The organism is Pseudomonas sp. RIT357 (genome assembly GCF_000632245.1).
Classification (GTDB): Bacteria; Pseudomonadota; Gammaproteobacteria; order Pseudomonadales; family Pseudomonadaceae; genus Aquipseudomonas; species Aquipseudomonas sivasensis.
The window spans coordinates 1-24,128 of sequence record NZ_JFYX01000047.1; the positions used below are offsets into that span (position 1 = coordinate 1).

The 24,128-nt window shown below is 57.7% G+C and carries 26 protein-coding genes, 1 tRNA gene and 1 pseudogene; 25 read left to right on the plus strand and 3 right to left on the minus strand.

Annotated elements, in window-relative coordinates:
• Positions 1–224: 224 nt before the first annotated feature.
• A pseudogene (locus tag BW43_RS28570) lies at positions 225–645 on the plus strand (IS3 family transposase); the annotation flags it as partial.
• A gap of 85 nt (positions 646–730) precedes the next feature.
• On the opposite strand, the gene BW43_RS28575 reads toward BW43_RS28570, so the two are convergent.
• Positions 731–880, minus strand: coding sequence for a hypothetical protein (locus tag BW43_RS28575; protein ID WP_233896898.1), 150 nt, complete (start codon positions 878–880; stop codon positions 731–733).
• Positions 881–1,427: 547 nt separating this feature from the next.
• Positions 1,428–1,512, minus strand: a tRNA-Leu gene (locus tag BW43_RS04230).
• A 108-nt stretch (positions 1,513–1,620) separates the two neighbouring features.
• Here BW43_RS04230 and queA point away from each other — a divergent pair.
• The 6 genes from queA to BW43_RS04200 all read left to right on the plus strand — a co-directional run bounded on the left by queA (position 1,621) and on the right by BW43_RS04200 (position 7,695).
• On the plus strand, positions 1,621–2,670 hold the full coding sequence (gene queA / locus BW43_RS04225; protein WP_032890671.1) for a tRNA preQ1(34) S-adenosylmethionine ribosyltransferase-isomerase QueA: 1,050 nt from the start codon (positions 1,621–1,623) through the stop codon (positions 2,668–2,670).
• A 5-nt stretch (positions 2,671–2,675) separates the two neighbouring features.
• Positions 2,676–3,791, plus strand: a complete 1,116-nt coding sequence (gene tgt / locus BW43_RS04220; protein WP_003175976.1) for a tRNA guanosine(34) transglycosylase Tgt — start codon at positions 2,676–2,678, stop codon at positions 3,789–3,791.
• Between the two features lie 43 nt (positions 3,792–3,834).
• A complete protein-coding gene (gene yajC / locus BW43_RS04215) occupies positions 3,835–4,173 on the plus strand; it encodes a preprotein translocase subunit YajC (protein WP_003175975.1) in 339 nt (112 codons plus the stop codon).
• A gap of 62 nt (positions 4,174–4,235) precedes the next feature.
• Positions 4,236–6,104, plus strand: coding sequence for a protein translocase subunit SecD (gene secD, locus BW43_RS04210; RefSeq protein ID WP_032890673.1), 1,869 nt, complete (start codon positions 4,236–4,238; stop codon positions 6,102–6,104).
• A gap of 9 nt (positions 6,105–6,113) precedes the next feature.
• Positions 6,114–7,028, plus strand: coding sequence for a protein translocase subunit SecF (secF, locus tag BW43_RS04205; protein ID WP_032890676.1), 915 nt, complete (start codon positions 6,114–6,116; stop codon positions 7,026–7,028).
• A gap of 124 nt (positions 7,029–7,152) precedes the next feature.
• Positions 7,153–7,695: a glycine zipper 2TM domain-containing protein gene (locus tag BW43_RS04200; RefSeq protein WP_032890678.1), complete on the plus strand. Its 543-nt coding sequence runs from the start codon at positions 7,153–7,155 to the stop codon at positions 7,693–7,695.
• 203 nt (positions 7,696–7,898) lie between these two features.
• On the opposite strand, the gene suhB is transcribed toward BW43_RS04200, so the two are convergent.
• A complete protein-coding gene (gene suhB / locus BW43_RS04195) occupies positions 7,899–8,714 on the minus strand; it encodes an inositol-phosphate phosphatase (protein WP_003175971.1) in 816 nt (271 codons plus the stop codon).
• A gap of 145 nt (positions 8,715–8,859) precedes the next feature.
• Here suhB and trmJ point away from each other — a divergent pair, with 145 nt between their 5' ends.
• The 18 genes from trmJ to bamB all read left to right on the plus strand — a co-directional run bounded on the left by trmJ (position 8,860) and on the right by bamB (position 24,023).
• Entirely contained in the window at positions 8,860–9,630 is a 771-nt protein-coding gene (gene trmJ / locus BW43_RS04190) for a tRNA (cytosine(32)/uridine(32)-2'-O)-methyltransferase TrmJ (protein WP_032890680.1), read from the plus strand.
• 2 nt (positions 9,631–9,632) lie between these two features.
• On the plus strand, positions 9,633–10,415 hold the full coding sequence (cysE, locus tag BW43_RS04185) for a serine O-acetyltransferase (protein ID WP_032890682.1): 783 nt from the start codon (positions 9,633–9,635) through the stop codon (positions 10,413–10,415).
• 302 nt (positions 10,416–10,717) lie between these two features.
• Positions 10,718–11,209, plus strand: coding sequence for a Fe-S cluster assembly transcriptional regulator IscR (gene iscR / locus BW43_RS04180; protein WP_003194020.1), 492 nt, complete (start codon positions 10,718–10,720; stop codon positions 11,207–11,209).
• Positions 11,210–11,259: 50 nt separating this feature from the next.
• Positions 11,260–12,474: an IscS subfamily cysteine desulfurase gene (locus BW43_RS04175; RefSeq protein WP_032890684.1), complete on the plus strand. Its 1,215-nt coding sequence runs from the start codon at positions 11,260–11,262 to the stop codon at positions 12,472–12,474.
• A gap of 99 nt (positions 12,475–12,573) precedes the next feature.
• A complete protein-coding gene (gene iscU, locus BW43_RS04170; RefSeq protein WP_003209682.1) occupies positions 12,574–12,960 on the plus strand; it encodes a Fe-S cluster assembly scaffold IscU in 387 nt (128 codons plus the stop codon).
• Between the two features lie 28 nt (positions 12,961–12,988).
• Positions 12,989–13,312, plus strand: a complete 324-nt coding sequence (gene iscA / locus BW43_RS04165; RefSeq protein WP_003209680.1) for an iron-sulfur cluster assembly protein IscA — start codon at positions 12,989–12,991, stop codon at positions 13,310–13,312.
• A gap of 8 nt (positions 13,313–13,320) precedes the next feature.
• Entirely contained in the window at positions 13,321–13,842 is a 522-nt protein-coding gene (gene hscB, locus BW43_RS04160; RefSeq protein ID WP_032890686.1) for a co-chaperone HscB, read from the plus strand.
• A gap of 51 nt (positions 13,843–13,893) precedes the next feature.
• Positions 13,894–15,756, plus strand: a complete 1,863-nt coding sequence (hscA, locus tag BW43_RS04155) for a Fe-S protein assembly chaperone HscA (RefSeq protein WP_032890687.1) — start codon at positions 13,894–13,896, stop codon at positions 15,754–15,756.
• Positions 15,757–15,759: 3 nt separating this feature from the next.
• On the plus strand, positions 15,760–16,101 hold the full coding sequence (gene fdx / locus BW43_RS04150; RefSeq protein WP_032890689.1) for an ISC system 2Fe-2S type ferredoxin: 342 nt from the start codon (positions 15,760–15,762) through the stop codon (positions 16,099–16,101).
• 14 nt (positions 16,102–16,115) lie between these two features.
• Positions 16,116–16,316, plus strand: a complete 201-nt coding sequence (iscX, locus tag BW43_RS04145; RefSeq protein ID WP_032890702.1) for a Fe-S cluster assembly protein IscX — start codon at positions 16,116–16,118, stop codon at positions 16,314–16,316.
• Positions 16,317–16,407: 91 nt separating this feature from the next.
• Positions 16,408–16,833: a nucleoside-diphosphate kinase gene (ndk, locus tag BW43_RS04140; RefSeq protein ID WP_003175956.1), complete on the plus strand. Its 426-nt coding sequence runs from the start codon at positions 16,408–16,410 to the stop codon at positions 16,831–16,833.
• A gap of 29 nt (positions 16,834–16,862) precedes the next feature.
• Positions 16,863–18,011, plus strand: a complete 1,149-nt coding sequence (rlmN, locus tag BW43_RS04135; RefSeq protein ID WP_032890704.1) for a 23S rRNA (adenine(2503)-C(2))-methyltransferase RlmN — start codon at positions 16,863–16,865, stop codon at positions 18,009–18,011.
• A 12-nt stretch (positions 18,012–18,023) separates the two neighbouring features.
• Entirely contained in the window at positions 18,024–18,782 is a 759-nt protein-coding gene (gene pilW / locus BW43_RS04130; RefSeq protein WP_032890706.1) for a type IV pilus biogenesis/stability protein PilW, read from the plus strand.
• Entirely contained in the window at positions 18,782–19,771 is a 990-nt protein-coding gene (locus BW43_RS04125) for a RodZ family helix-turn-helix domain-containing protein (protein ID WP_032890708.1), read from the plus strand. Before pilW ends, BW43_RS04125 begins: the two co-directional genes overlap by 1 nt.
• A gap of 2 nt (positions 19,772–19,773) precedes the next feature.
• Positions 19,774–20,883, plus strand: coding sequence for a flavodoxin-dependent (E)-4-hydroxy-3-methylbut-2-enyl-diphosphate synthase (gene ispG, locus BW43_RS04120; protein ID WP_003175952.1), 1,110 nt, complete (start codon positions 19,774–19,776; stop codon positions 20,881–20,883).
• Positions 20,884–20,906: 23 nt separating this feature from the next.
• Positions 20,907–22,196: a histidine--tRNA ligase gene (gene hisS / locus BW43_RS04115; RefSeq protein WP_032890710.1), complete on the plus strand. Its 1,290-nt coding sequence runs from the start codon at positions 20,907–20,909 to the stop codon at positions 22,194–22,196.
• A 41-nt stretch (positions 22,197–22,237) separates the two neighbouring features.
• Complete coding sequence (locus BW43_RS04110; protein WP_032890712.1) at positions 22,238–22,879, plus strand: YfgM family protein; 642 nt, start codon at positions 22,238–22,240, stop codon at positions 22,877–22,879.
• Positions 22,872–24,023, plus strand: a complete 1,152-nt coding sequence (gene bamB, locus BW43_RS04105; protein ID WP_032890714.1) for an outer membrane protein assembly factor BamB — start codon at positions 22,872–22,874, stop codon at positions 24,021–24,023. The genes BW43_RS04110 and bamB overlap by 8 nt, the downstream gene beginning before the upstream one ends.
• Positions 24,024–24,128 lie beyond the last annotated feature (105 nt).

A 24,128-nucleotide genomic window follows, 5' to 3' on the forward strand; every position in this document is an offset into this window, starting at 1 on the left:
TTCCCCATGTGAGAGTAGGTCATCGTCAAGATTAAATTCCGAAACCCCATTTGCGAAAGCAGATGGGGTTTTGTTTTGGGCGGGCGGAAAGTGCGAGGGCGGATCAGGGCGAGCTCTCGAATATCCTCATGGGCGGCGGGCCTGAACTGGCCTAATGATTTTGAACACTTCAATCGGGCGCTATATTGGTACCCAAGTCTGAGGTGTTTGGATACTTCGCCAAAAAGTGCGCCTTTATCAAACAGCGCACGGGCGACTACTCGATTCGACGGCTTTGCCTGACGCTGATAGTGCATCCCGGTGGTTATTACAGCGTGGCGGTCTGAGCCGCAATCTATACGCGCCAAAGACGACCAGCGACTGCTGGGTTTGATCAAGCATTCCTGGCTGGAGAGCGGCGGCGTTTACGGCTATCGCAAAATCCATGATGATCTGCGCTAGGTCTGTGAGGATTGTGGTGGTGATTGTGTGGCTAGGCTGATGCATCTTTAAGGTATGCGTTCTCAGACAGGTTATCGACGCCGCCCCGGAAAGTGCGGGGGGAAGCCAACGGTCGCACCACCCAGTTTGTTGAAGCACCAGTTCGATGTCGTGGAATCCAACAGCGTTTGGGTCACTGACATCACCTACATTCGTACGTATGAAACAACGTAAAACGCCGCCATGGTTTCAACAATCAGCTACCATCGGTAGAGTTTGAAAATCGTTACGCAATGAGCTTGCAAGGTGTCTAGAGAATCCGGGGCGATTCACACTGATTGAGAAGGCGCGGGTTGACCGGCAAATAGTTAGGATTATTTTTGCCGTCCCAGTTCGGACGATCAATCGCATCTTGAACGTCAAGGATAACAATCAGGATAGGGGCGGATTGGTCCTTCATCTCATCTCCTTTGGGTAGGGCGGCAGGCCGAGTGTGCTGAGACGAGCCTCAACCAACAGTTGATTGCACTCGAAACCTGCCTACAGCTCTCTGCGAAGCCCTCCATAATGAATCTCAAGCTTATGCAAGTTGAGTTCGGCAGACGCTTACGGATACGCGCACTGCCTAATGCGGAACATTTGCCAGGATTCCTAACGGATATTGCCTTCTACCTAAGCTAGAAATCTCTCAATGGTTGGGCCTGGGTGTTGCCGACGCCTCGGAGTAGCCCAAATTCGTCCAATCGATAAGGCCGATATCGTAATTCGAGATTCGCGCGTTGGCTTATGCGTGATGGGAGGTGAGCGAGAGTGGGCTTTCGATGTCATCACAAGGCTTCTGGGGCGGGGCGTGAGCGCGCTCAACGATCTTTAAGGCTTGTAACTATCTTGTGGGCTGGTTTTGTCTGTTCTCGCCTTCTGGGCACCTTTGCCGGCCTCTGGCGACGTGACTTCGCTTTTCCACAGACGAAAAAAAAGACCTTGAAATTCAAGGTCTTTTTTTAAGATGGTGCCCCGAGGGAGACTCGAACTCCCACTCCTTTCGAAAACGGATTTTGAATCCGCCGCGTCTACCAATTCCGCCATCAGGGCTCAATGGCGGCGAAGTATAGAGATGAGATTACCGTTGGTCAATCACGTTTCATGGTCTATTTTCACTATTTCCGCTAAACTTCCCGGCCCTGCTAGACGAACCCCATCATGCGCGTTTCTGACTTTACTTTTGAACTCCCTGATTCGCTGATCGCACGCCACCCTTTGGCCGAGCGTCGCGCCAGCCGACTGCTTACCCTGGAAGGGGTCAGCGGTGCCCTCGCACACCGTCAATTCACTGATTTGCTTAAGCATTTAAAACCAGGCGACTTAATGGTGTTCAACAACACCCGCGTAATCCCTGCGCGGTTGTTTGGCCAAAAAGCCTCCGGCGGCAAGCTGGAAATTCTGGTGGAGCGCGTGCTGGACAGCTATCGCGTGCTAGCCCATGTGCGCTCCAGCAAATCACCGAAGCCGGGTTCGAGCATTCTGATCGAAGGCGGCGGCGAAGCGGAGATGGTGGCGCGCCATGATGCATTGTTCGAGCTCAAGTTCGCCGAAGAGGTTCTGCCTCTGCTGGAGCGCGTCGGCCATATGCCGCTGCCTCCCTATATCGACCGCCCTGATGAAGTCTCGGACCGCGAGCGCTATCAGACGGTGTACTCCCAGCGCCTAGGCGCGGTTGCCGCGCCAACGGCCGGACTGCATTTCGACCAGCCGCTGCTGGATGCGATTGCGGCCAAGGGCGTCGAGACGGCTTATGTGACCCTGCACGTGGGGGCCGGCACCTTTCAGCCGGTGCGTGTGGATAACATCGAAGACCACCATATGCACAGCGAGTGGCTGGAAGTCAGCCAGGAAGTTGTCGATGCGGTAGCTGCGTGCAAGGCTCGTGGCGGGCGTGTAGTCGCAGTGGGTACCACCAGCGTGCGCTCCTTGGAGAGCGCGGCGCGTGATGGTGTGCTCAAACCGTTCAGTGGCGACACCGATATATTTATCTTCCCAGGCCGGCCGTTCCACGTCGTCGATTGCCTGGTCACCAATTTCCATCTGCCGGAATCCACGCTCTTGATGCTGGTGTCGGCATTTGCCGGTTACCCGGAAACCATGGCGGCTTATCAAGCGGCCATCAATAATGGGTACCGTTTTTTCAGCTACGGTGATGCGATGTTTATCACCCGTAACCCGGCGCCACGCGGCCCAGAGGAAACCTTATGAGTCGTATGTCGTTTGAATTATTGGCCACCGACGGCAAAGCCCGTCGCGGTCGCCTTACTTTCCCTCGCGGTACGGTAGAGACGCCGGCGTTCATGCCGGTTGGCACCTACGGCACCGTAAAGGGCATGCTGCCCCGTGACATCGTCGCCACCGGTGCCGAGATCATTCTTGGTAACACCTTCCACCTGTGGCTGCGTCCGGGCACGGAAGTGATCAAGAAGCACGGCGACCTGCACGATTTCATGAAGTGGCAAGGCCCAATCCTCACCGACTCCGGTGGTTTTCAGGTGTTCAGCCTGGGCGCCATGCGCAAGATCAAGGAAGAGGGCGTAACGTTCGCCTCGCCGGTGGATGGTTCTAAAGTATTCATGGGGCCGGAAGAGTCGATGCAGGTACAGCGTGACCTGGGTTCGGACATCGTGATGATTTTCGACGAGTGCACGCCTTACCCGGCCGATGAAGATGTCGCGAGAATCTCCATGGAGTTGTCGCTACGTTGGGCTCAGCGGTCGAAGAACGCCCACGGTGATAACACCGCTGCGCTGTTCGGTATCGTCCAGGGCGGTATGCATGAAAGCTTGCGTAAACGCTCGCTTGAAGGCCTCGACAAAATCGGGTTCGATGGCCTGGCCATCGGCGGTTTGTCGGTAGGCGAACCCAAACACGAGATGATCAAGGTGCTGGACTACTTGCCAGGCCTGATGCCCGCTGACAAACCTCGTTACCTTATGGGCGTTGGCAAACCGGAAGATCTCGTAGAGGGTGTGCGCCGCGGTGTGGACATGTTCGATTGCGTGATGCCAACCCGTAATGCCCGCAATGGGCATCTGTTTATCGATACAGGCGTGCTGAAGATCCGTAACGCGTTCCATCGCCATGATGATTCGCCGCTGGATCCCACCTGTGATTGCTACACCTGCCAGAACTTCTCCCGTGCTTATCTGCACCATCTGGACAAATGCGGGGAAATGCTGGGTAGCATGTTGAATACCATCCACAATTTGCGTCACTACCAAGTCCTGATGGCTGGTTTGCGCGAGGCTATTCAACAGGGTACATTGGCCGCCTTCGTCGATGCCTTCTATGCCAAGCGCGGGCTCCCTGTGCCGCCCTTGGACTGAGTTTTCCGACCCTAAGATTCACTATTTGCAACTGGAGTGCTAAATGAGCTTTTTTATCTCTAACGCCATGGCTGACGCCGCTGCGCCTGCTGCTGCCGGCCCTATGGGCGGTGGTTTCGAGTGGATTTTCCTGGTCGGCTTCCTGGTCATCTTCTACCTCATGATCTGGCGTCCACAGGCCAAGCGTGCCAAAGAGCAGAAAAACCTGCTGGGCAGCCTGCAGAAAGGTGACGAAGTTGTGACCACTGGCGGTATCGCCGGCAAAATCACCAAGGTTTCCGACGCTTTCGTGGTTCTGGAAGTCTCCGACACTGTAGAAATGAAGTTCCAGAAGGGCGCCATCGCCGCCACGCTGCCAAAAGGCACGCTCAAAGCGATCTAAGTAACAACCTTTACCAATCGACGGGGCGCGCAAGGCGCCCCGCGTTATAAGCGGGCGGCGTGATGCTGAACAAATACCCTCTGTGGAAATACGTACTGATCCTGGCGGTGCTGGCGATCGGTTTTATTTATTCCGCTCCCAATCTCTATCCTGATGATCCGGCGATCCAGATCACTGGCGCCAGCACTTCGTTGCAGGTCAATCAGGCTGACCTGGAACGCGCGAGCAAGGCTCTTAACGACGCGGGTATCCAAGTTAAAGCGGCAACATTGGCGGCTGGTGCGAAAGGCGGCTTGTTGCGCCTGACCAAGCAAGAAGACCAATTGCCGGCCAAAGACGTCGTGCGCAAGGCCATGGGTGACGACTACGTCGTTGCGCTGAACCTGGCACAGACCACGCCGCAATGGCTGCGCAGCATTGGCGCGCACCCGATGAAGTTGGGTCTGGACTTGTCCGGCGGTGTGCACTTCCTGCTGGAAGTCGACATGGACAAAGCCCTCGACGCACGCCTGAAAGTCTATGAGGGCGATGTGAAGAGCCTGCTGCGCAAAGAAAAGTTGCGTTATCGCAGCCTGCCGCAGCTCAACGGCGCCATCCAGTTGGGCTTCTCAGACGAAGCTTCCCGCGAACAGGCCCGTGCGCTGATCCGCAAGAACTTCAACGATTTTGACATCGTACCGGCTGACCTGAACGGTCAGGCCGTGCTGCGTCTTGCAATGAGCCCGGCCAAGATCGCCGAAATCCGCGAGTATTCCATCAAGCAGAACTTGACCACGGTACGTAACCGCGTCAACGAGCTGGGCGTGGCCGAGCCGATCGTTCAGCGCCAGGGCGCCAACCGCATTGTGGTTGAGCTGCCAGGCGTGCAGGACACCGCTGAAGCCAAGCGTATCCTGGGTAAAACTGCCAACCTGGAATTCCGTCTCGCAGCTGAGCCAGGCGCTTCCCGCGCGACTTCCGAGGAGTTCGAATTCCGTGAAGGCAATCGTCCGCCTGCGCAAATCGAGCGTGGTTTGATCATCACGGGTGATCAGGTAACCGACGCCAAGGCCGGGTTCGGCGAGCACGGCACACCTGAAGTTAACATTCGCCTGGATGGTCACGGCGGCGAACTGATGAGCCGCGCCACGCGCAGCAACGTCGGTCGCAGCATGGCGGTGATCTTCATCGAGCAGCGTCCTGTTACTACCTACACCAAGCAGATCGTCAACGGCGTCGAGAAAGACGTGCCGGTGCAGACCTTCAAGGAAGAGAAGAAGATCATCAGCCTGGCGACCATCCAGTCGCCGCTGGGTGCTCAGTTCCGTATCACTGGCCTGAACGGCCAGGGTGAATCCTCGGAGCTGGCACTGCTGCTGCGTGCTGGTGGCCTGGCGGCGCCGATGTACTTCGCTGAAGAGCGCACCATCGGCCCGAGCCTGGGTGCGGACAACATCACCAAAGGCGTGGATGCTGCACTGTGGGGCATGTTGTTCGTGTCGCTGTTCATCATCGCCATCTACCGCTTCTTCGGCATCATCGCTACCGTAGCCCTGGCGGGCAACATGGTGATGCTGCTGGCCTTGATGTCGCTGCTGGGCGCTACGCTGACCTTGCCGGGTATCGCCGGTATCGTACTCACCATGGGTATGGCGGTAGATGCCAACGTGCTGATCTTCTCGCGGATACGTGAAGAGATCGCCGCAGGCATGACTGTGCAGCGCGCAATCAACGAAGGCTTCGGCCGGGCATTTACCGCGATTCTCGACTCCAACCTGACCACATTGCTGGTTGGCGGGATTCTCTTTGCCATGGGCACCGGCCCTGTCAAAGGTTTTGCGGTGACCATGTCCCTCGGTATCTTTACCTCGATGTTCACGGCCATCATGGTGACCCGCGCAATGGTCAACCTGATCTTTGGCGGGCGTGACTTCAAGAAGTTGTGGATTTAAGGGGCTGCCATGTTACGTACAATCAACTTCATGGGCGTTCGCAACATTGCGTTCGGCGTCACTGTGCTCCTTACCGTTCTGGCGTTGTTCAGCTGGTTCCATAAGGGCCTGAACTACGGTTTGGATTTCACCGGGGGTACGCTCATTGAGCTGACCTACGAGAAGCCGGCCGACGTTACCTTAGTGCGCAACGAGCTGGTAAAGGCCGGTTATCACGAGGCCGTGGTGCAGAGCTTTGGTGCGACCACCGACCTGCTGGTGCGCATGCCAGGCGAAGATCCGCAACTGGGTCACCAAGTAGCCGAAGCCTTGCAAAAGGTTGGCGGCGACAATCCCGCGTCGGTCAAGCGCGTCGAGTTTGTCGGCCCGCAAGTAGGTGAAGAGCTGCGCGACCAAGGCGGCCTTGGCATGCTGATGGCACTCGTCGGCATCATGATTTACCTGGCTTTCCGCTTTCAGTGGAAGTTCGGTGTCGGCGCGATTGTGTCGCTGATCCACGACGTGATCGTGACCGTAGGTATTCTCGCGTACTTCCAGATAACCTTCGATCTGACCGTACTGGCGGCTGTGCTGGCGATTATTGGTTACTCGCTCAACGACACAATCGTGGTATTCGACCGGGTTCGTGAGAACTTCCGCGTATTGCGCAAGGCGACGTTGATCGAGAACATCAACATCTCCACCACTCAGACCCTGCTGCGTACCATGGCGACATCAATCTCCACTTTGCTGGCGATTGCTGCGCTGATGATCTTCGGCGGTGACAACTTGTGGGGCTTCTCCCTGGCGCTGTTTATCGGCGTTCTGGCGGGTACTTACTCGTCGATCTACATCGCCAACGTGGTGCTGATCTGGTTGAACCTCAACAGCGAAGACTTGATCCCTCCAGCCGCGACTGGCAAGGAGGTCGACGACCGCCCTTAATGAGCGCTTGTTGATCTGCTGTTACAAGAAAGGCACGAGTATTGAACTCGTGCCTTTTTTTTTGCTCCAAGGCTGGGTATAGCGCGGATCTTTCGGTCCGTTTGTGATGGTCAGGAGGTTCAACGTGAACAAGTCGTTACTGGTTGGTGCGGTATTGGGTGCTGTCGGTGTAACTGCCGGGGGTGCTGTCGCCACCTACAGCCTGGTAAAAAGCGGCCCTGAGTATGCGCAAGTGCTGGCGGTGCAGCCGGTAAAAACCCAGATCAAGACCCCTCGCGAAGTCTGTAAGGACGTCGCAGTTACTCGGCAGCGACCGGTGCAGGATCAACACCAGATCGCAGGTACCGTTGTGGGTGCATTGGCGGGTGGTTTGCTAGGTAATCAGATCGGTGGCGGTAACGGTAAGAAGCTAGCGACGGTAGCCGGTGCGGTCGGTGGTGGTTATGCCGGTAACAAGGTTCAAGAGGGTATGCAGAATCGCGATACCTACACCACCACACAAACGCGTTGTAACACCGTCAACGACATCAGCGACAAGGTAGTCGGCTATGACGTGCGTTACACCTTGGATGGTAAGGAAGGCTCGGTGCGGATGGATCGTGATCCGGGTGGCCAGATTCCGGTCGATAAAGAAGGTCGTTTAGTGTTGGGTCAAAACCAGCAATAATTTGAGGCTTGTCATAGTTGAAGGTGTGAGAGGGGGCTTGCTTTTGATGTGGGCGCATCGGTTAATGAGTCTGTAACTGAGCTGCTGTCATCGGAGGCAACATCCCTTTCACATTGATTGGTAGCGTTGCTGGTATTCAAGTTCGCACCAAATCGCAGGCATAAAAAAGCACCCCGAAGGGTGCTTTTTTTATGCTCGCTAGCTTAACGCTTCAGCGAGGCTGGCAGGTGTGGCTGTATAGCCGTCAGCACTGCCTTGAAGCATTTGGTGTTGCCAGCAACGACGTGGCCTTTTTCCAGGAAGTCGTGACCACCGGTGAAGTCGCTCACCAAGCCACCGGCTTCCTGGATCAGCAGAGCGCCTGCAGCCATGTCCCACTCGGACAGGCCTGACTCCCAGAACGCATCAAAACGACCGGCAGCAACATAGGCCAGGTCCAAGCTCGCTGCGCCAGCGCGACGGATACCTGCGGTCTGGCCAACCAGGGCGCGGAACATGCCCAGGTAGTTTTCCAGGTTGTCCATCTGGTCATCGCGGAAGGGGAAGCCGGTACCCAGCAGGGCGCCGTCGAGACTGGTACGGCCGCTGACTCGCAGGCGGCGACCGTTCAGCTGGGCGCCACGGCCACGGCTGGCGGTGAATTCTTCCTGGCGAACCGGGTCGAGGACGACGGCATGTTCCAGGCGGCCACGGTATTTGCAGGCGATGCTTACTGCGAAGTGGGGGATGCCGCGCAGGAAGTTGGTGGTGCCATCCAGTGGGTCGATGATCCACAGGTAGTCTTCGCCTTCGCCGCTACCTTTATGCAGGCCGGTTTCCTCACCCAGGATGCCGTGGGTAGGGTAAGCCTTGCGCAGTGCGTCGATGATTTTCTGTTCGGCGGCGCGGTCTACCTCGGATACATAATCCTTGGCGTCTTTTTCGTCGACCTTGATGGTATCCAGGCGCTCGATGGAGCGGAAAATCAATTCACTGGCGCTGCGGGCGGCGCGCAGCGCGATATTCAGCATGGGCTGCATGGATGTGTCACCTAAGGTTGTTAAAGAAAGCCGAGCATTCTAGCAGAAACTTTCTTCAGGTGAAGGACGACGTTAGCTTTCATGGCATAACCTTAGGCTGTTCTGTAAGATTTGCTCCCCTTTCCCGTGTCCGAGAGCGCCTCCCTTGCTGCAAAACATTCGTGTCGTCTTGGTCAATACCAGTCATCCAGGCAATATCGGTGGGGTGGCGCGTGCCATGAAAAACATGGGGCTGACGCGCCTGGTGCTGGTCGAACCGCGTGTGTTCCCGCATCACGAGGCCGATGCCCGTGCATCCGGTGCCAATGACATCCTTGAAAAAGCCCAGATCGTCGCCACCCTGGAGGATGCTTTGGTCGGCTGCAATCTGGTGCTCGGCACCAGCGCCCGTGATCGTCGTATCCCCTGGCCTTTGCTGGATCCCCGTGAATGCGGCGGCAAAGTGGTGGAAGAGGCTGCTGGTGGCGCTGAAATCGCCTTAGTGTTTGGTCGTGAAGACTCCGGCCTCACCAATGAGGAGCTGCAGCGATGTCACTACCATGTGCACATTCCATCGGACCCTGAATTCAGTTCACTGAACCTCGGGGCTGCGGTGCAGGTGCTGACTTACGAAGTGCGCATGGCGTGGCTGGCAGCTGCCGGTCAGCCAAGCAAAATGGAAAAGGAAGAGGTTGCGTCGACCAAAAGTGGCGAGCTGGCCACCATGGATGAGCTGGAGCGGTTCTATGAGCACCTGGAGCAAACCCTGGTGGCTATCGAATTCCTTGACCCTGACAAGCCGCGGCACTTGATGGCGCGCCTGCGTCGGTTGTACGGGCGCAGCTCGGTAAGCCGGGCGGAAATGAATATATTGCGTGGCATCCTCACGGAAACCCAAAAAGCGGCCCGTGGCGAGCTTCTTAAGCGGAAGGATTAAAAATGTTCGAGCGTTTGCGAGAAGATATCCAGAGTGTTTTCCACCGTGACCCGGCGGCCCGCAACGCCTTTGAAGTGCTGACCTGCTATCCGGGTATGCACGCGATCTGGATTCATCGGCTGTCCGGCGCCTTGTGGGGCATGGGCTGGAAATGGCTGGCGCGACTGGTGTCGAACTTCGGCCGCTGGTTGACGGGTATCGAGATTCATCCGGGGGCCAAGGTTGGGCGCCGTTTTTTTATCGATCATGGTATGGGTATCGTCATCGGTGAAACTGCTGAGATTGGCGACGATGTCACGCTCTATCAAGGTGTGACGTTGGGCGGCACTAGCTGGAACAAAGGCAAGCGCCACCCAACGTTGGGCGATGGCGTGGTGGTAGGGGCCGGCGCCAAGGTGCTAGGGCCATTCACCGTAGGTGCTGGCGCTAAGGTTGGCTCCAATGCGGTCGTGACCAAGGCTGTACCGCCTGGCGCAACCGTGGTGGGTATTCCGGGCCGAATCATCGTCAAGCCGGAAGTTGGCGATGAGCAGGAAGCAAAGCGCAAGGCAATGGCCGAGAAGATCGGCTTTGATGCCTATGGAGTCAGTGAAGACATGCCTGATCCGGTCGCGCGCGCCATCGGCCAGTTGCTTGACCACTTGCAGGCGGTGGACGGGAAGCTGGACGGTATGTGCGGCGCGCTGAAGGAGCTGGGCAGCAGTTACTGTGCGAAAGAACTTCCTGAGCTGCGCGAAGAGGACTTCGCCGAGATCAAGGACGAAGCTGCGACGAAGACTGGTTGAGGTCTTCCAGGCACTGAAAGTCACCTGTGGGAGGGGGCTTGCTCTCGATAGCGGTTTGTTAGTCGTTCACTAAGTGGGCTGGTCCGCTGCTATTGGGAGCGGTTGCCTCCTACACCTTGACCTCCATTGGTCTCGGAGTAGCCGCTAGGCCCTGTTCCCGCTGTTCGTCCCCACCCCATCCTGCTATGATTCGCGCGCCCTTTTTACGGGTAATCCTGACTAAAGTACTAGGTCTTATAGTTGACTTAAATACTCGGGAATCGCATACTTGCCCACATTCTGAAACACCTTGGTAATTGTCCATGAGACTGACTACAAAAGGCCGATACGCGGTGACTGCCATGCTCGACCTGGCTCTGCACGCGCAAACTGGGCCGGTGTCCCTGGCCGATATCTCCGAGCGCCAAGGCATTTCCCTGTCCTATCTTGAGCAGCTGTTCGCCAAATTGCGCCGTAGCAATCTGGTCTCCAGCGTGCGTGGGCCAGGTGGCGGCTATCAGTTGTCCCGCGATATGCAGGGCATTCAGGTGGCCCAGGTGATCGATGCGGTCAACGAATCCGTTGACGCGACCAAATGCCAGGGCCTGGGTGACTGCCATGCAGGCGACACCTGCCTGACGCACCATTTGTGGTGTGACTTGAGTCTGCAGATCCATGAGTTTTTGAGTGGTATCAGCTTGGCTGATCTTGTGACTCGCCGTGAGGTACAAGAAGTAGCCCAGCGTCAGGACCAGCGCCGTTGCAACACTAAGGCGCCGCGTCTGGACAAGATTGAAGCGTCCGCCGTCGAGTGACAGCCGAAGAGCTAACGGCACGCCAGCCAGCCTGATTTAGGAGAAAGTCCATGAAATTGCCGATTTACCTTGATTACTCAGCGACCACCCCGGTTGATCCGCGTGTCGCGCAAAAGATGAGCGAGTGCCTGCTGGTCGATGGAAACTTCGGCAACCCGGCCTCCCGTTCCCATGTATTCGGCTGGAAAGCCGAGGAAGCGGTCGAGAATGCTCGTCGCCAAGTCGCCGACCTTGTTAATGCCGACCCGCGCGAAATCGTCTGGACTTCCGGCGCCACTGAGTCCGACAACCTGGCAATCAAGGGCGCGGCGCATTTCTACGCGACCAAAGGCAAGCACCTGATCACCACCAAGATTGAGCACAAGGCTGTCCTCGACACCATGCGTCAACTGGAGCGTGAAGGTTTCGAAGTTACCTACCTTGAGCCGACCACCGACGGTATCGTCACCCCGGCCATGATTGAAGCCGCGCTGCGTGAAGACACAATCTTGGTTTCCGTGATCCACGTAAACAACGAAATCGGCACCATCAACGACATCTCGGCCATCGGCGAGCTGACTCGCTCCAAGGGCATTCTGTTGCACGTCGACGCTGCTCAGTCCACCGGCAAGGTTGATATCGACCTGTCCAAGCTGAAAGTTGACCTGATGTCGTTCTCGGCCCACAAGACTTACGGGCCTAAAGGTATCGGCGCGCTGTACGTGAGCCGTAAGCCACGCGTGCGCATCGAGGCCACCATGCACGGCGGCGGTCACGAACGCGGCATGCGTTCTGGCACCCTGGCGACCCACCAAATCGTAGGCATGGGCGAAGCCTTCCGTGTAGCCAAGGAAGACATGGCTGCCGAAAACGTGCGCATCAAGGCCCTGAGCGATCGCTTCTACAAGCAGGTCGAGAACCTTGAAGAGCTGTACATAAACGGCAGCATGACCGCCCGCGTACCGCATAACTTGAATTTGAGCTTCAACTACGTCGAAGGCGAGTCGCTGATCATGGCGCTCAAGGACCTGGCGGTTTCGTCCGGTTCGGCCTGCACCTCGGCCTCTCTTGAGCCTTCGTACGTACTGCGCGCCCTGGGCCGCAACGACGAACTGGCACATAGCTCGATCCGCTTTACGTTCGGCCGCTTCACCACCGAAGAACAAGTCGACTACGCCGCGCAGAAAGTCTGCGAAGCCGTCAACAAGCTGCGCGTTCTGTCGCCGCTGTGGGACATGTACAAAGACGGTGTCGATATTTCCAAGATCGAGTGGGCGGCACACTAACTATAGAAGCCGCCACCCAAGCTCTGTAGGAACGTGGCGGAAAACGCAGGCGTTTTTACAGGGTTCCAGAGCGGCCCTGATGAGTGAGGATTCAGTACCATGGCTTACAGCGAAAAGGTCATTGACCACTACGAAAACCCGCGCAACGTCGGCAAGATGAACGCGGAAGATCCTGATGTCGGCACCGGCATGGTCGGCGCTCCGGCGTGCGGCGATGTGATGCGCCTGCAGATCAAAGTCAACGAAGCTGGCGTCATCGAAGACGCCAAGTTCAAGACTTACGGTTGCGGTTCGGCCATCGCCTCCAGTTCTCTGGCAACCGAATGGATGAAAGGCAAGACTCTGGATGAGGCTGTGACTATCAGCAACACCCAGTTGGCCGAAGAACTGGCCCTGCCGCCAGTGAAAATCCACTGCTCCGTACTCGCAGAAGACGCCATCAAGGCGGCCGTTCGCGACTACAAGCAGAAGAAAGGCTTGATCTAAGCATTTGGCGACGAGTAAGGAGTCAACGATGGCTATCAGCATGACAGAAGCGGCTGCGCAGCACATTCGCCGCTCCCTGAATGGGCGCGGTAAAGGTGAGGGGATTCGTCTGGGTGTTCGCACCACGGGCTGTTCCGGCCTTGCCTACGTGCTGGAGTTTGTCGACGAGGTGGTTGAGGAAGACCAGGTGTTCGAAAGTCACGGCGAGAAAGTGATCATCGATCCTAAAAGCCTGACCTACCTGGACGGCACCGAACTCGATTTCGTCAAGGAAGGGTTGAACGAGGGCTTCAAGTTCAACAACCCCAACGTACGCGGTGAGTGTGGCTGCGGCGAAAGCTTCAACATCTGAGGCTATTCGTGGGTACTCCTTGTCATTTCGCTTTATTCGAGCTGCAGCCGAGCTTTCGGCTGGACCTTGAGCAGCTTGCCACGCGCTACCGAGAGTTGGCGCGTGGGGTGCATCCGGACCGCTTCGCTGACGCTTCCGAGCGTGAGCAACGCCTGGCCCTGCAGCAGTCGGCCAGCCTCAACGAGGCCTATCAGACACTGAAGAGTCCGCCAAAGCGCGCGCGTTACCTGCTCGCCATGAACGGCGGCGAGTTGCCGATTGAAGTCACGGTTCACGATCCCGACTTCCTGATGCAGCAAATGCAGTGGCGCGAAGAGCTCGAAGACCTACACGACGAGGCCGATGTGGCCGGTGTCGCCGTCTTCAAGCGCCGTCTGAAAGTGGCCCAGGATGAGCTCAACGAAAGCTTCGCAGCCTGTTGGGATGATGCAGCGCAACGTGAACAGGCTGAACGCCTGATGCGACGTATGCAGTTCCTCGACAAGCTCACCTACGAAGTGCGCCAGCTAGAAGAGCGCCTCGACGATTAACCCAGTGCTGCCCGTGATGCACGCCTGATAGACAGATAAGACCTGATTACCATGGCATTACTGCAAATCGCCGAACCCGGCCAAAGCCCTCAACCGCACCAGCGTCGCCTGGCGGTCGGGATTGACCTGGGCACCACCAATTCCCTGGTCGCTGCCCTGCGCAGTGGCCTGTCCGAACCGCTGCCGGACGCTGATGGGCAGGTCATCCTGCCCTCGGCCGTGCGCTATCACGCTGATCGCACCGAGGTCGGTGAGTCTGCCAAGTTGGCGGCATCTAGCGATCCTTTGAACACTGTGCTGTCTGTCAAGCGCTTGATGGGGCGTGGCTTGTCCGACGTCAAGCAGCTCGGCGACCAACTGCCGTATCGCTTTGTCGGCGGCGAATCCCACATGCCTTTCATCGATACTGTCCAGGGGCCGAAAAGCCCGGTGGAAGTGTCGGCTGATATCCTCAAGGTGCTGCGCCAGCGTGCAGAAACGACCTTGGGCGGCGAATTGGTCGGTGCAGTGATCACGGTTCCAGCTTATTTCGACGACGCACAGCGTCAAGCCACCAAGGATGCGGCGAAGCTTGCCGGCCTCAACGTGCTGCGCCTGCTCAACGAGCCGACTGCTGCTGCTGTGGCCTACGGTCTGGACCAGCACGCCGAAGGTCTGGTTGCCATTTATGACCTGGGCGGCGGCACTTTTGATATTTCGATCCTGCGCCTGACCGGCGGTGTGTTTGAGGTGCTGGCTACTGGTGGCGACAGCGCGCTGGGCGGCGATGACTTCGACCACGCGATCGCAGGCTGGATTATCAGCAGTGCCGGCTTGTCCGCGGACTTGGATCCAGGCGCACAGCGCAACTTGCTGCAAACTGCTTGTGCCGCTAAAGAAGCGCTGACTGATGCTGCCTCTATTGACGTGTCTTACGGCAACTGGTCGGCACCGCTGACGCGCGAAGCCTTCGATGCGTTGATCGAGCCAATGGTCGCCCGCAGCCTCAAGGCGTGCCGTCGCGCCGTACGTGATTCCGGTATCGAGTTGGAAGACGTCGGTGCCGTGGTCATGGTGGGTGGTTCGACCCGTGTGCCGCGTGTTCGTGGGGCAGTTGCCGAGGCTTTTGGTCGCGAGCCACTGACCGAAATCGACCCCGATCAAGTAGTCGCCATCGGCGCAGCGATCCAGGCAGACACCTTGGCCGGCAACAAGCGCGATGGTGGCGAACTGCTGCTCCTCGACGTGATTCCGTTGTCGCTGGGGCTGGAGACCATGGGCGGCTTGATGGAGAAGGTGATTCCGCGCAACACCACCATCCCCGTCGCCCGCGCCCAGGACTTCACCACTTATAAAGACGGCCAGACGGCCATGATGATTCATGTGCTGCAAGGCGAGCGCGAGCTGATCAGTGACTGCCGCTCCCTGGCGCGTTTCGAATTGCGTGGTATCCCTGCGATGGTAGCCGGTGCTGCGAAAATTCGTGTGACCTTCCAAGTCGACGCCGACGGCCTGCTTAGTGTCGCGGCCCGTGAGCTGGGGTCGGGTGTTGAAGCCAGCATCCAGGTGAAGCCTTCCTACGGCCTCACCGACGGCGAAATCGCCAAGATGCTCAAGGACTCGTTCCAGTACGCCGGTGACGACAAGGTCGCCCGTGTGCTGCGCGAACAGCAAGTGGATGCGCAGCGCCTGCTTGAAGCGGTGCAGGGCGCCCTTGAGGCTGACGGCGAACGCCTGCTGGATGCCGAAGAGCGCATGGTCATCGACCTGCAGATGCATGAATTGGCCGAACTGATGAAAGGCACTGATGGTTATGCTATCGAGCAACAGACCAAGCGCTTGTCGCAAGTGACCGATGCCTTTGCCGCCCGCCGTATGGACCAGACGGTAAAAGCCGCCCTGGCGGGACGCAACCTGAATGAAATCGAGGAATAATTAATGCCGCAGGTCATTTTTCTGCCACACGCCGAGCATTGTCCGGACGGTATGGTTGTGGAGGCTGAGACCGGCAAGTCCATCCTCGAAGTTGCCCATGACAACCACATCGAAATCGAAAGCGCTTGTGGTGGCGTGTGCGCCTGTACCACTTGTCACTGCATCATTCGCGAGGGTTTCAATTCGCTTGAAGAAGCCGACGAGCTGGAAGAGGACTTTCTCGATCGTGCCTGGGGCTTGGAAGCGCAATCGCGTCTAAGCTGTCAGGCAAAGGTGGGAACTGAGGACATCACTGTCGAAATTCCGAAATATTCGCTCAACCATGCGGCCGAAGCGCCGCATTGATTCAAGGAACTGTCATGAGCCTGAAATGGGTTGATGTACAAGAAATCGCTATACAACTTGCTGAAGCTCATCCTGAGGTCAATCCTCTTACCGTGAACTTCGTCAAACTGCGTGATCTCGTAATGGCGCTGCCGGAATTCGATGACATCCCGGATCGGGGTGGCGAAAAGGTTCTGGAGGCGATTCAGGGCCTGTGGATCGAAGAAGCAGACTGAGCCGCCTTTTACGCAGTTAGGCAATACCCAATAACCCGCGTATAATTCGCGGGTTTAATTTTTCGTAAATTACCGTTTCTGGAGTTACACCATGGCTGTTCAACGTACTTTCTCCATCATCAAGCCTGACGCTGTTGCAAAAAACGTCATCGGCGAGATCACCACTCGTTTCGAAAAAGCCGGCCTGAAGGTTGTAGCTTCGAAACTCAAGCAACTGTCCAAGGCTGAAGCTGAAGGCTTCTACGCTGAGCACAGCGCTCGTGGCTTCTTCGGCGACCTGGTTGCCTTCATGATCTCCGGTCCTGTTGTTGTTCAGGTTCTGGAAGGGGAAAACGCTATCGCTCTGAACCGTGAGCTGATGGGCGCTACCAACCCTAAAGAAGCTGCTGCCGGCACTATCCGTGCTGACTTCGCTGAATCCATCGACGCCAATGCTGTACACGGCTCGGACTCCGAAGCTGCCGCTGCTCGCGAAATCTCGTACTTTTTCGCTGCTACTGAAGTAACCGCTCGCTAAGCATTGGCTTAAAGAGTGAGGGTGAATCCATGACTACATCGACTGTTAAAACCAACCTGCTGGGTCTGACTCAGCCGGAAATGGAGAAATTCTTCGACTCAATCGGGGAGAAGCGCTTCCGTGCCGGTCAGGTAATGAAATGGATTCACCACTTTGGTGTCGACGATTTCGACGCCATGACGAACGTCAGCAAGGCCCTGCGCGACAAGCTCAAGGCCATTGCTGAGGTCCGTGGTCCCGAAGTTGTCAGCGAGGACATTTCCACCGACGGCACCCGTAAATGGGTGGTGCGCGTGGCGTCCGGCAGCTGCGTCGAGACCGTGTACATTCCCCAGGGCAAACGTGGCACCTTGTGCGTTTCGTCCCAGGCAGGCTGTGCCCTGGATTGCAGTTTCTGCTCCACCGGCAAGCAAGGCTTCAATAGCAACCTCACTGCCGCCGAAGTCATCGGCCAGGTGTGGATTGCCAACAAATCCTTTGGCAGCGTCCCGGCGACCGTCGACCGTGCCATCACCAACGTGGTGATGATGGGCATGGGTGAGCCGCTGCTGAACTTCGACAACGTGATTGCGGCCATGCATCTGATGATGGACGACCTGGGCTACGGCATCTCCAAACGCCGTGTGACCCTGTCGACCTCCGGTGTGGTACCGATGATTGATGAGCTGGCCAAGCACATCGACGTATCCCTGGCGTTGTCGCTGCACGCACCTAATGACGCATTGCGTAACCAATTGGTGCCGATCAACAAGAAGTATCCGCTTAAGATGCTGCTCGAATCTTGCCAGCGTTACATGGCGACTTTGGGTGAGAAACGCGTGCTGACCATTGAGTACACCATGCTCAAGGACATCAACGACAAGGTCGAACACGCGATCGAGATGATCGAGTTGCTCAAGAACACCCCGTGCAAGATCAACCTGATCCCGTTTAACCCGTTTCCCCATTCTGGCTACGAGCGGCCGAGCAACAACGCCATTCGTCGTTTCCAGGATCAACTGCACCAGGCAGGCTACAACGTCACCGTACGCACCACTCGTGGTGAAGACATCGACGCCGCCTGCGGCCAATTGGTAGGACAGGTGCTGGATCGCACCCGTCGCAGCGAACGTTATATCGCCGTGCGTGAACTGAATGCCGCCGACGACATGCCGCAAATCGCTGTGAATCGAATCTGAGAGAGGATCTCTATGCCCTTGCGCCTTGCGCTGCTTCTGCTTGTTACCGGCCTCGCGGCCGGTTGTGTTTCATCGGGCCATGAGAGCCCTTTGCAAACCGGTAAAGGTCGTGATGAGGCGCGAGTTGCCTATGTGCAACTGGGGTTGGGTTACCTGCAGCAGGGCATGAGCGAGCAGGCCAAGGTGCCTTTGAAAAAGGCCCTTGAACTGGACAACAACGATGCCGACGCCAACGCTGCATTGGCCTTGGTGTTCCAAGCCCAGGCCGAGCCTGAACTTGCCGATCAGTATTTCAGAAAGGCTTTGGCCTCCCGTCCTGCCGACCCTCGGCTGCTGAACAATTACGGCAGCTTCCTGTTCGAACAGAAACGTTATGACCAGGCTTCCCGTTATTTCCAGCAAGCTTCTGCCGACACCCTTTATCCAGAGCGTTCGCGGGTCTTCGAGAACCTTGGGGTGACCTCAATGCGTCTCGGCCAGCGCGACAGTGCTCGCCAGCAATTGGAAAAAGCCCTGCACCTGAACAGTCGCCAGCCGCGGGCATTGCTCGAAATGGCTGAGTTGTCTTACGAAGACAGGCATTATGTGCCGGCACGTGACTATTACGAGCGTTTTAGCCTGCTCAGCGGGCAAAATGCACGTAGTCTATTGCTCGGTGTGCGCCTGGCGACAGTTCATGAAGAACGCGACACGGCCGCACATTTTGGCCAGCAACTCGAACGACTCTATCCCGGTACGCCGGAATATCAGCAATACCTGTCGGAGCAATGATGAAAGCGGCGCACCCGGAAGTTGTAGCAGCTAATCGCGTAAACCCAGGCGAAACCTTGCGTCAGGCCCGCGAAAGCAATGGTTGGTCGCTGGCGGAAGTGGCCCTCAAGCTCAATTTGACCACCACGTCCTTGGGCAATCTGGAAGCTGGCGCGTTCGATAAGCTGCCTGGGCACACCTTCGCCCGAGGCTATATCCGCGCATACGCCAAATTGCTGGGTATCGACCAGACCGTTCTGGTTCAGGAGTTCGACCAATTCACCGGCACCGATTCCCAGGGCAGCAGTGTTCATGGCCTGGGTCGTATCGAAGAGCCAGTGCGCGTTTCCCACACCATTTTGCGAATTGTTAGCCTGTTGCTGCTTGTTGCGGTGATCGGTGGCGGGTTTGTCTGGTGGCAAGACCAAGCCTCTCAGCGCAGTAAAGACCTGACCAGCAGCGCGATGGAGCACGTCGAAGTCGAAAGCGCCGATGGCACCACTCAGATCCATCCGTTGGATGAACCGGAAGACCAGGCTGTTGCCGAGGGGCAGGCCACGTCTGAAGCGCCGCTCGCGACCGAGCAACCGGCACCGGAAACCGCTCCTGCGACAACCGCCGCTGTGCCTGCTCCTGTAACGCCAGCGACTCCGGCAGCGCCCACCGCCCAGGCTCATACGCCGGCAGCACCCGCGTCCGCGCCCCCCGCTCCAGCAGCCTCGGCTACGCCAGCTATTTCGCCACCTACCACTCCAGCATTGATCGCCGGTGACGGGCGCGTACAAGTGACCTACATTGCTGACTGCTGGACGCAAGTCACCGATGGCAACGGTAAAGTGCTGTTTAGCGGTCTTAAGCGTAAGGGAGATACTCTTGATCAAGGCGGTAAGCCTCCTCTGACGCTGCGTCTGGGCTTCGCCCGTGGCGCGCAAGTGGCCTACAACGGTCAGCCTGTGGACGTGGCGCCGTTCACCAGTGGCGAGACTGCTCGCCTCAAGTTGGGACAATAGTCATGCACGGCGAATCTCCAATCAAACGTCGCGTATCGCGCAAGATCTGGGTCGGCTCGGTGCCGGTGGGCGGCGACGCCCCCATCGCAGTACAAAGTATGACCAACAGCGACACCAATGATGTAGCCGCCACTGTGGCCCAGATCAACCGTTTGGAAGCCGCTGGCGTGGACATAGTGCGGGTTTCCGTGCCGGACATGGACGCTGCGGAAGCCTTCGGCCGCATCAAACAGTTGGTCAAGGTGCCGTTGGTTGCAGACATTCACTTCGACTACAAGATCGCGTTGCGCGTGGCTGAACTGGGTGTCGATTGCCTGCGTATCAACCCAGGCAACATCGGTCGTGAAGACCGTGTGCGCGCGGTGGTGGATGCTGCCCGTGATCGTGGGATCCCGATCCGCATCGGCGTCAACGCAGGTTCTCTGGAAAAAGACCTGCAAAAGAAATACGGCGAGCCCACTCCGGCGGCGCTGGTTGAGTCGGCATTGCGCCACGTTGAGCACCTTGAACGCCTGAATTTCCAAGACTTCAAAGTCAGCGTAAAAGCCTCCGACGTGTTCATGGCGGTTGAAGCTTACCGGCTGCTTGCGAAGGAAATCGTGCAGCCATTGCACTTGGGTATCACCGAGGCTGGCGGTTTGCGCTCAGGCACAGTGAAATCTGCGGTAGGTCTCGGTATGCTGCTCGCCGAAGGGATTGGCGATACTATCCGCATCTCGTTGGCGGCAGACCCTGTAGAGGAAGTGAAAGTCGGTTACGACATTCTCAAATCCCTGCGTTTACGTTCCCGTGGCATCAACTTCATTGCCTGCCCGAGCTGCTCGCGGCAGAACTTCGACGTGGTGAAAACCATGAACGATTTGGAGTTGCGCCTTGAAGACCTGCTGGTACCGCTGGATGTTGCGGTGATCGGTTGCGTGGTCAACGGGCCGGGTGAAGCCAAGGAAGCGCATGTGGGCTTGACCGGCGGTACACCCAACCTGATTTACATCGACGGCAAGCCGTCGCAGAAGTTAACGAATGACAATCTTGTGGATGAGCTGGAAAAGCTGATCCGCGAGAAAGCGGCCGAAAAGGTCGCCGCTGACGCAGCGCTGATCGCTCGCGGCTGATTGAACGAATTTAAGGATTTGATGTGAGCAAGTCTCTGCAAGCCATTCGTGGCATGAACGACATCCTGCCGGAGCAGACGCCCCTGTGGCGCTACTTCGAGAATACTGTCGCGCGTCTGCTGGATAACTACGGTTACAAGCAGATCCGCATGCCGATCGTCGAGTTCACCGAGCTGTTCAAGCGCTCCATCGGTGAAGTGACCGATATCGTCGAAAAAGAGATGTACACCTTTGAAGACCGTAACGGCGACTCCCTGACTCTGCGTCCGGAAGGCACTGCCGCGTGCGTGCGCGCTGTGCTTGAGCACGGCCTCACCGGTGGCGGCCAGCCGCAAAAACTATGGTACATCGGTCCGATGTTTCGCCACGAGCGTCCGCAAAAAGGCCGCTATCGTCAGTTCCACCAGATCGGCCTGGAAGTATTCAACCTCGACGGTCCGGACATCGATGCCGAGCTGATCGTGATGACGTGGCGCTTGTGGGGCATGCTTGGCATTCGTGATGCGGTCAAGCTTGAACTCAACAGTCTGGGCACCAGCGAATCCCGTGGCCGCTACCGCGTCGCACTGGTCGAGTACCTGTCTGCGCATCTGGACAAGTTGGACGAAGACAGCCAGCGCCGTCTGAAAACCAACCCGTTGCGCGTGCTGGACACCAAGAACGCCGACACGCAAGCCGTACTGGTCGATGCGCCGAAAATGGCCGACTACCTGGATGACGAATCCCGCGTGCACTTCGAGGGCCTCAAGGCTCGCCTGGATGCGGCCGGCATTCCCTACGTAATCAACCCTAAGTTGGTGCGTGGTCTCGATTACTACAGCAAAACCGTGTTCGAATGGGTCACTGACAAACTAGGCGCCCAAGGCACTGTGTGCGCGGGTGGCCGTTACGACGGCTTGGTCGAGCAGATGGGCGGCAAGCCGACCACCGGCGTGGGTTTTGCCATGGGCATCGAACGGCTGATCCTGCTGTTGGAAACTCTGGAACAAATCCCCGCAGAAATCTCCCGCCAGGTGGATGTGTACCTGTGCGCCTTTGGTGAGGCAGCCGAACTGGCGGCCCTGGCCTTGAGCGAGAGCGTGCGCGACCAGTTGCCGAACCTGCGCCTTCAGATCAATGCCGGCGCGGGCAGCTTCAAGAGTCAGTTCAAGAAGGCCGACAAGAGCGGTGCACTGTATGCACTGATCCTCGGCGATGACGAGTTGGCCCAGCAAGTGATAGGTTTCAAACCCCTGCGTGGCCAGGGCGAGCAACAGAACATTGCCTTTGATGCGCTCGCTGCGCACTTGGCCACCTGCGTCGTGCAGGGTTGAAGCTGTCGAACAGCCGAATTTAGCGATTAAGGAGTATTGGGGTGTCGAGTACTGATGATGAGCAGTTGGCCGAGTTCAAGGACTGGTGGCAGCGTAACGGCAAGCCCCTGGTTACTGGCGGTCTGCTGGCTTTAGTGGTGGTGTTCGGCTGGCAAGCCTGGACAAAATATCAGGCCAACCAGTCCCAGGGCGCCTCTATCCTCTATCAGCAATTGCTGGAAACCACCCTGACGCCGGACGGCAAGCCCGACCCTGCGCAAGTGGCGGACCTGGCCGGCAAGCTGAAGAACGAATTCGGCGGTAGCACCTACGCCCAATACGGCAGCCTGTTCGTCGCGAAGGTCGCGGTCGATACCGGCAAGCTGGATGACGCCGCTGCAGAACTGAAGGCTATCGCCGACAAGCCGACCAACCCGACCCTGGGTGAAATCGCACGTCAGCGCCTGGCCCAGGTATTGGCGGCACAGAACAAAGCTGACGAAGCACTCAAACTGCTCGACGGTGATGCGGACAAGGCATTTGTTGCCACTCGCGAAGAGCTCAAGGGCGACCTGTTGGTCCAATTGGGTCGTACCGATGAAGCCAATGCTGCGTACAAGAAAGCCAAGGCGGCGCTGTCTGATGAAGCGGCGGTCGGTGGCTTACAAATCAAGCTCGACGACTTGGCCAAAGGGGATGCGTGACGTGATCCGTTGGAAACATGCAGCATTGCTGGCTCTGGCCGTTCTGGCCGCGGGTTGCAGCAGCAACAGTAAAAAAGAACTGCCTCCGGCCGAGCTGACCAGCTTCAAGGAAGAAGTAGTCCTGCAAAAGCAATGGAGCCGCTCCATCGGTGACGGCCAGGGCGAGACCTACAACATGTTGGTTCCGGCAATCGACGGTGACAACATTGTGGCTGCTGACGTGACCGGCGTAGTGATCTCCATGGATCGCATGAACGGCGATGTGAAATGGAAGACTGACCTCGAATTGCCTGTGTCCGGCGCCGTAGGCGTTGGTTATGGCCTGGTGATGGTCGGCACGCTGAAAGGCGAAGTGGTTGCCCTCGATTCCAGCACCGGTGAAGAGAAATGGCGCGCTCGCGTGACCAGTGAAGTCCTCGCACCTCCTGCCACCAACGGCGACATCGTTGTGGTGCAGACCCAGGATGACCGTGTAATCGGTCTGGATGCCGCTACCGGCAACCAGCGCTGGTTGTACGACAGTACTCCTGCGGTGTTGACCCTGCGTGGTACCAGTGGTCCGGTTGTAACCAACAATCTGGCCGTTGCAGGCCTGTCGACCGGTAAAGTGGTCGCCCTGGACACCCAGAACGGCGTGCCGGCCTGGGAAACCCGTGTGGCAATCCCGCAAGGTCGTTCCGAGCTGGATCGTGTAGTGGACATCGACGGTGGCTTGCTGCTGTCGGGTGAAACCCTCTACGTCGCCACCTATCAGGGCCGTGTTGCGGCGCTGGACCTGCAGAGCGGCCGCGTTAACTGGCAGCGTGATGCTTCCAGCTACGCCGGTGTCTCCCAAGGGTTTGGCAGCGTCTACGTCAGCCTGGCATCCGGCACTGTTGAAAGTGTCGACGAGCGTTCCACCACCGCGTTGTGGAGCAACGACTCCCTGGCTCGCCGTCAACTGTCGGCACCGGAAGTGTTCTCCAGCTACGTAGCGGTCGGCGATTTCGAAGGCTACTTGCATCTGCTGAGCCAGGTGGATGGTCGCTTCGTAGGTCGTGAGCGTATCGACAGCGACGGCCTGCGCGCGCGTCCGCTGGTGGTGGGTAACATGCTTTATGTGTATGGCAACAGCGGCAAGCTGGAAGCCCTGACCATCAAGTAAGAACTATGCTTGGGGTAACACCCAGGCGGCCCCGTTTCGGCGGGGCATGCGGCATCTGACGATGCTGCCCCGAGCACCAGCCGCTGCCCTGCAGCGGCTTTTGTA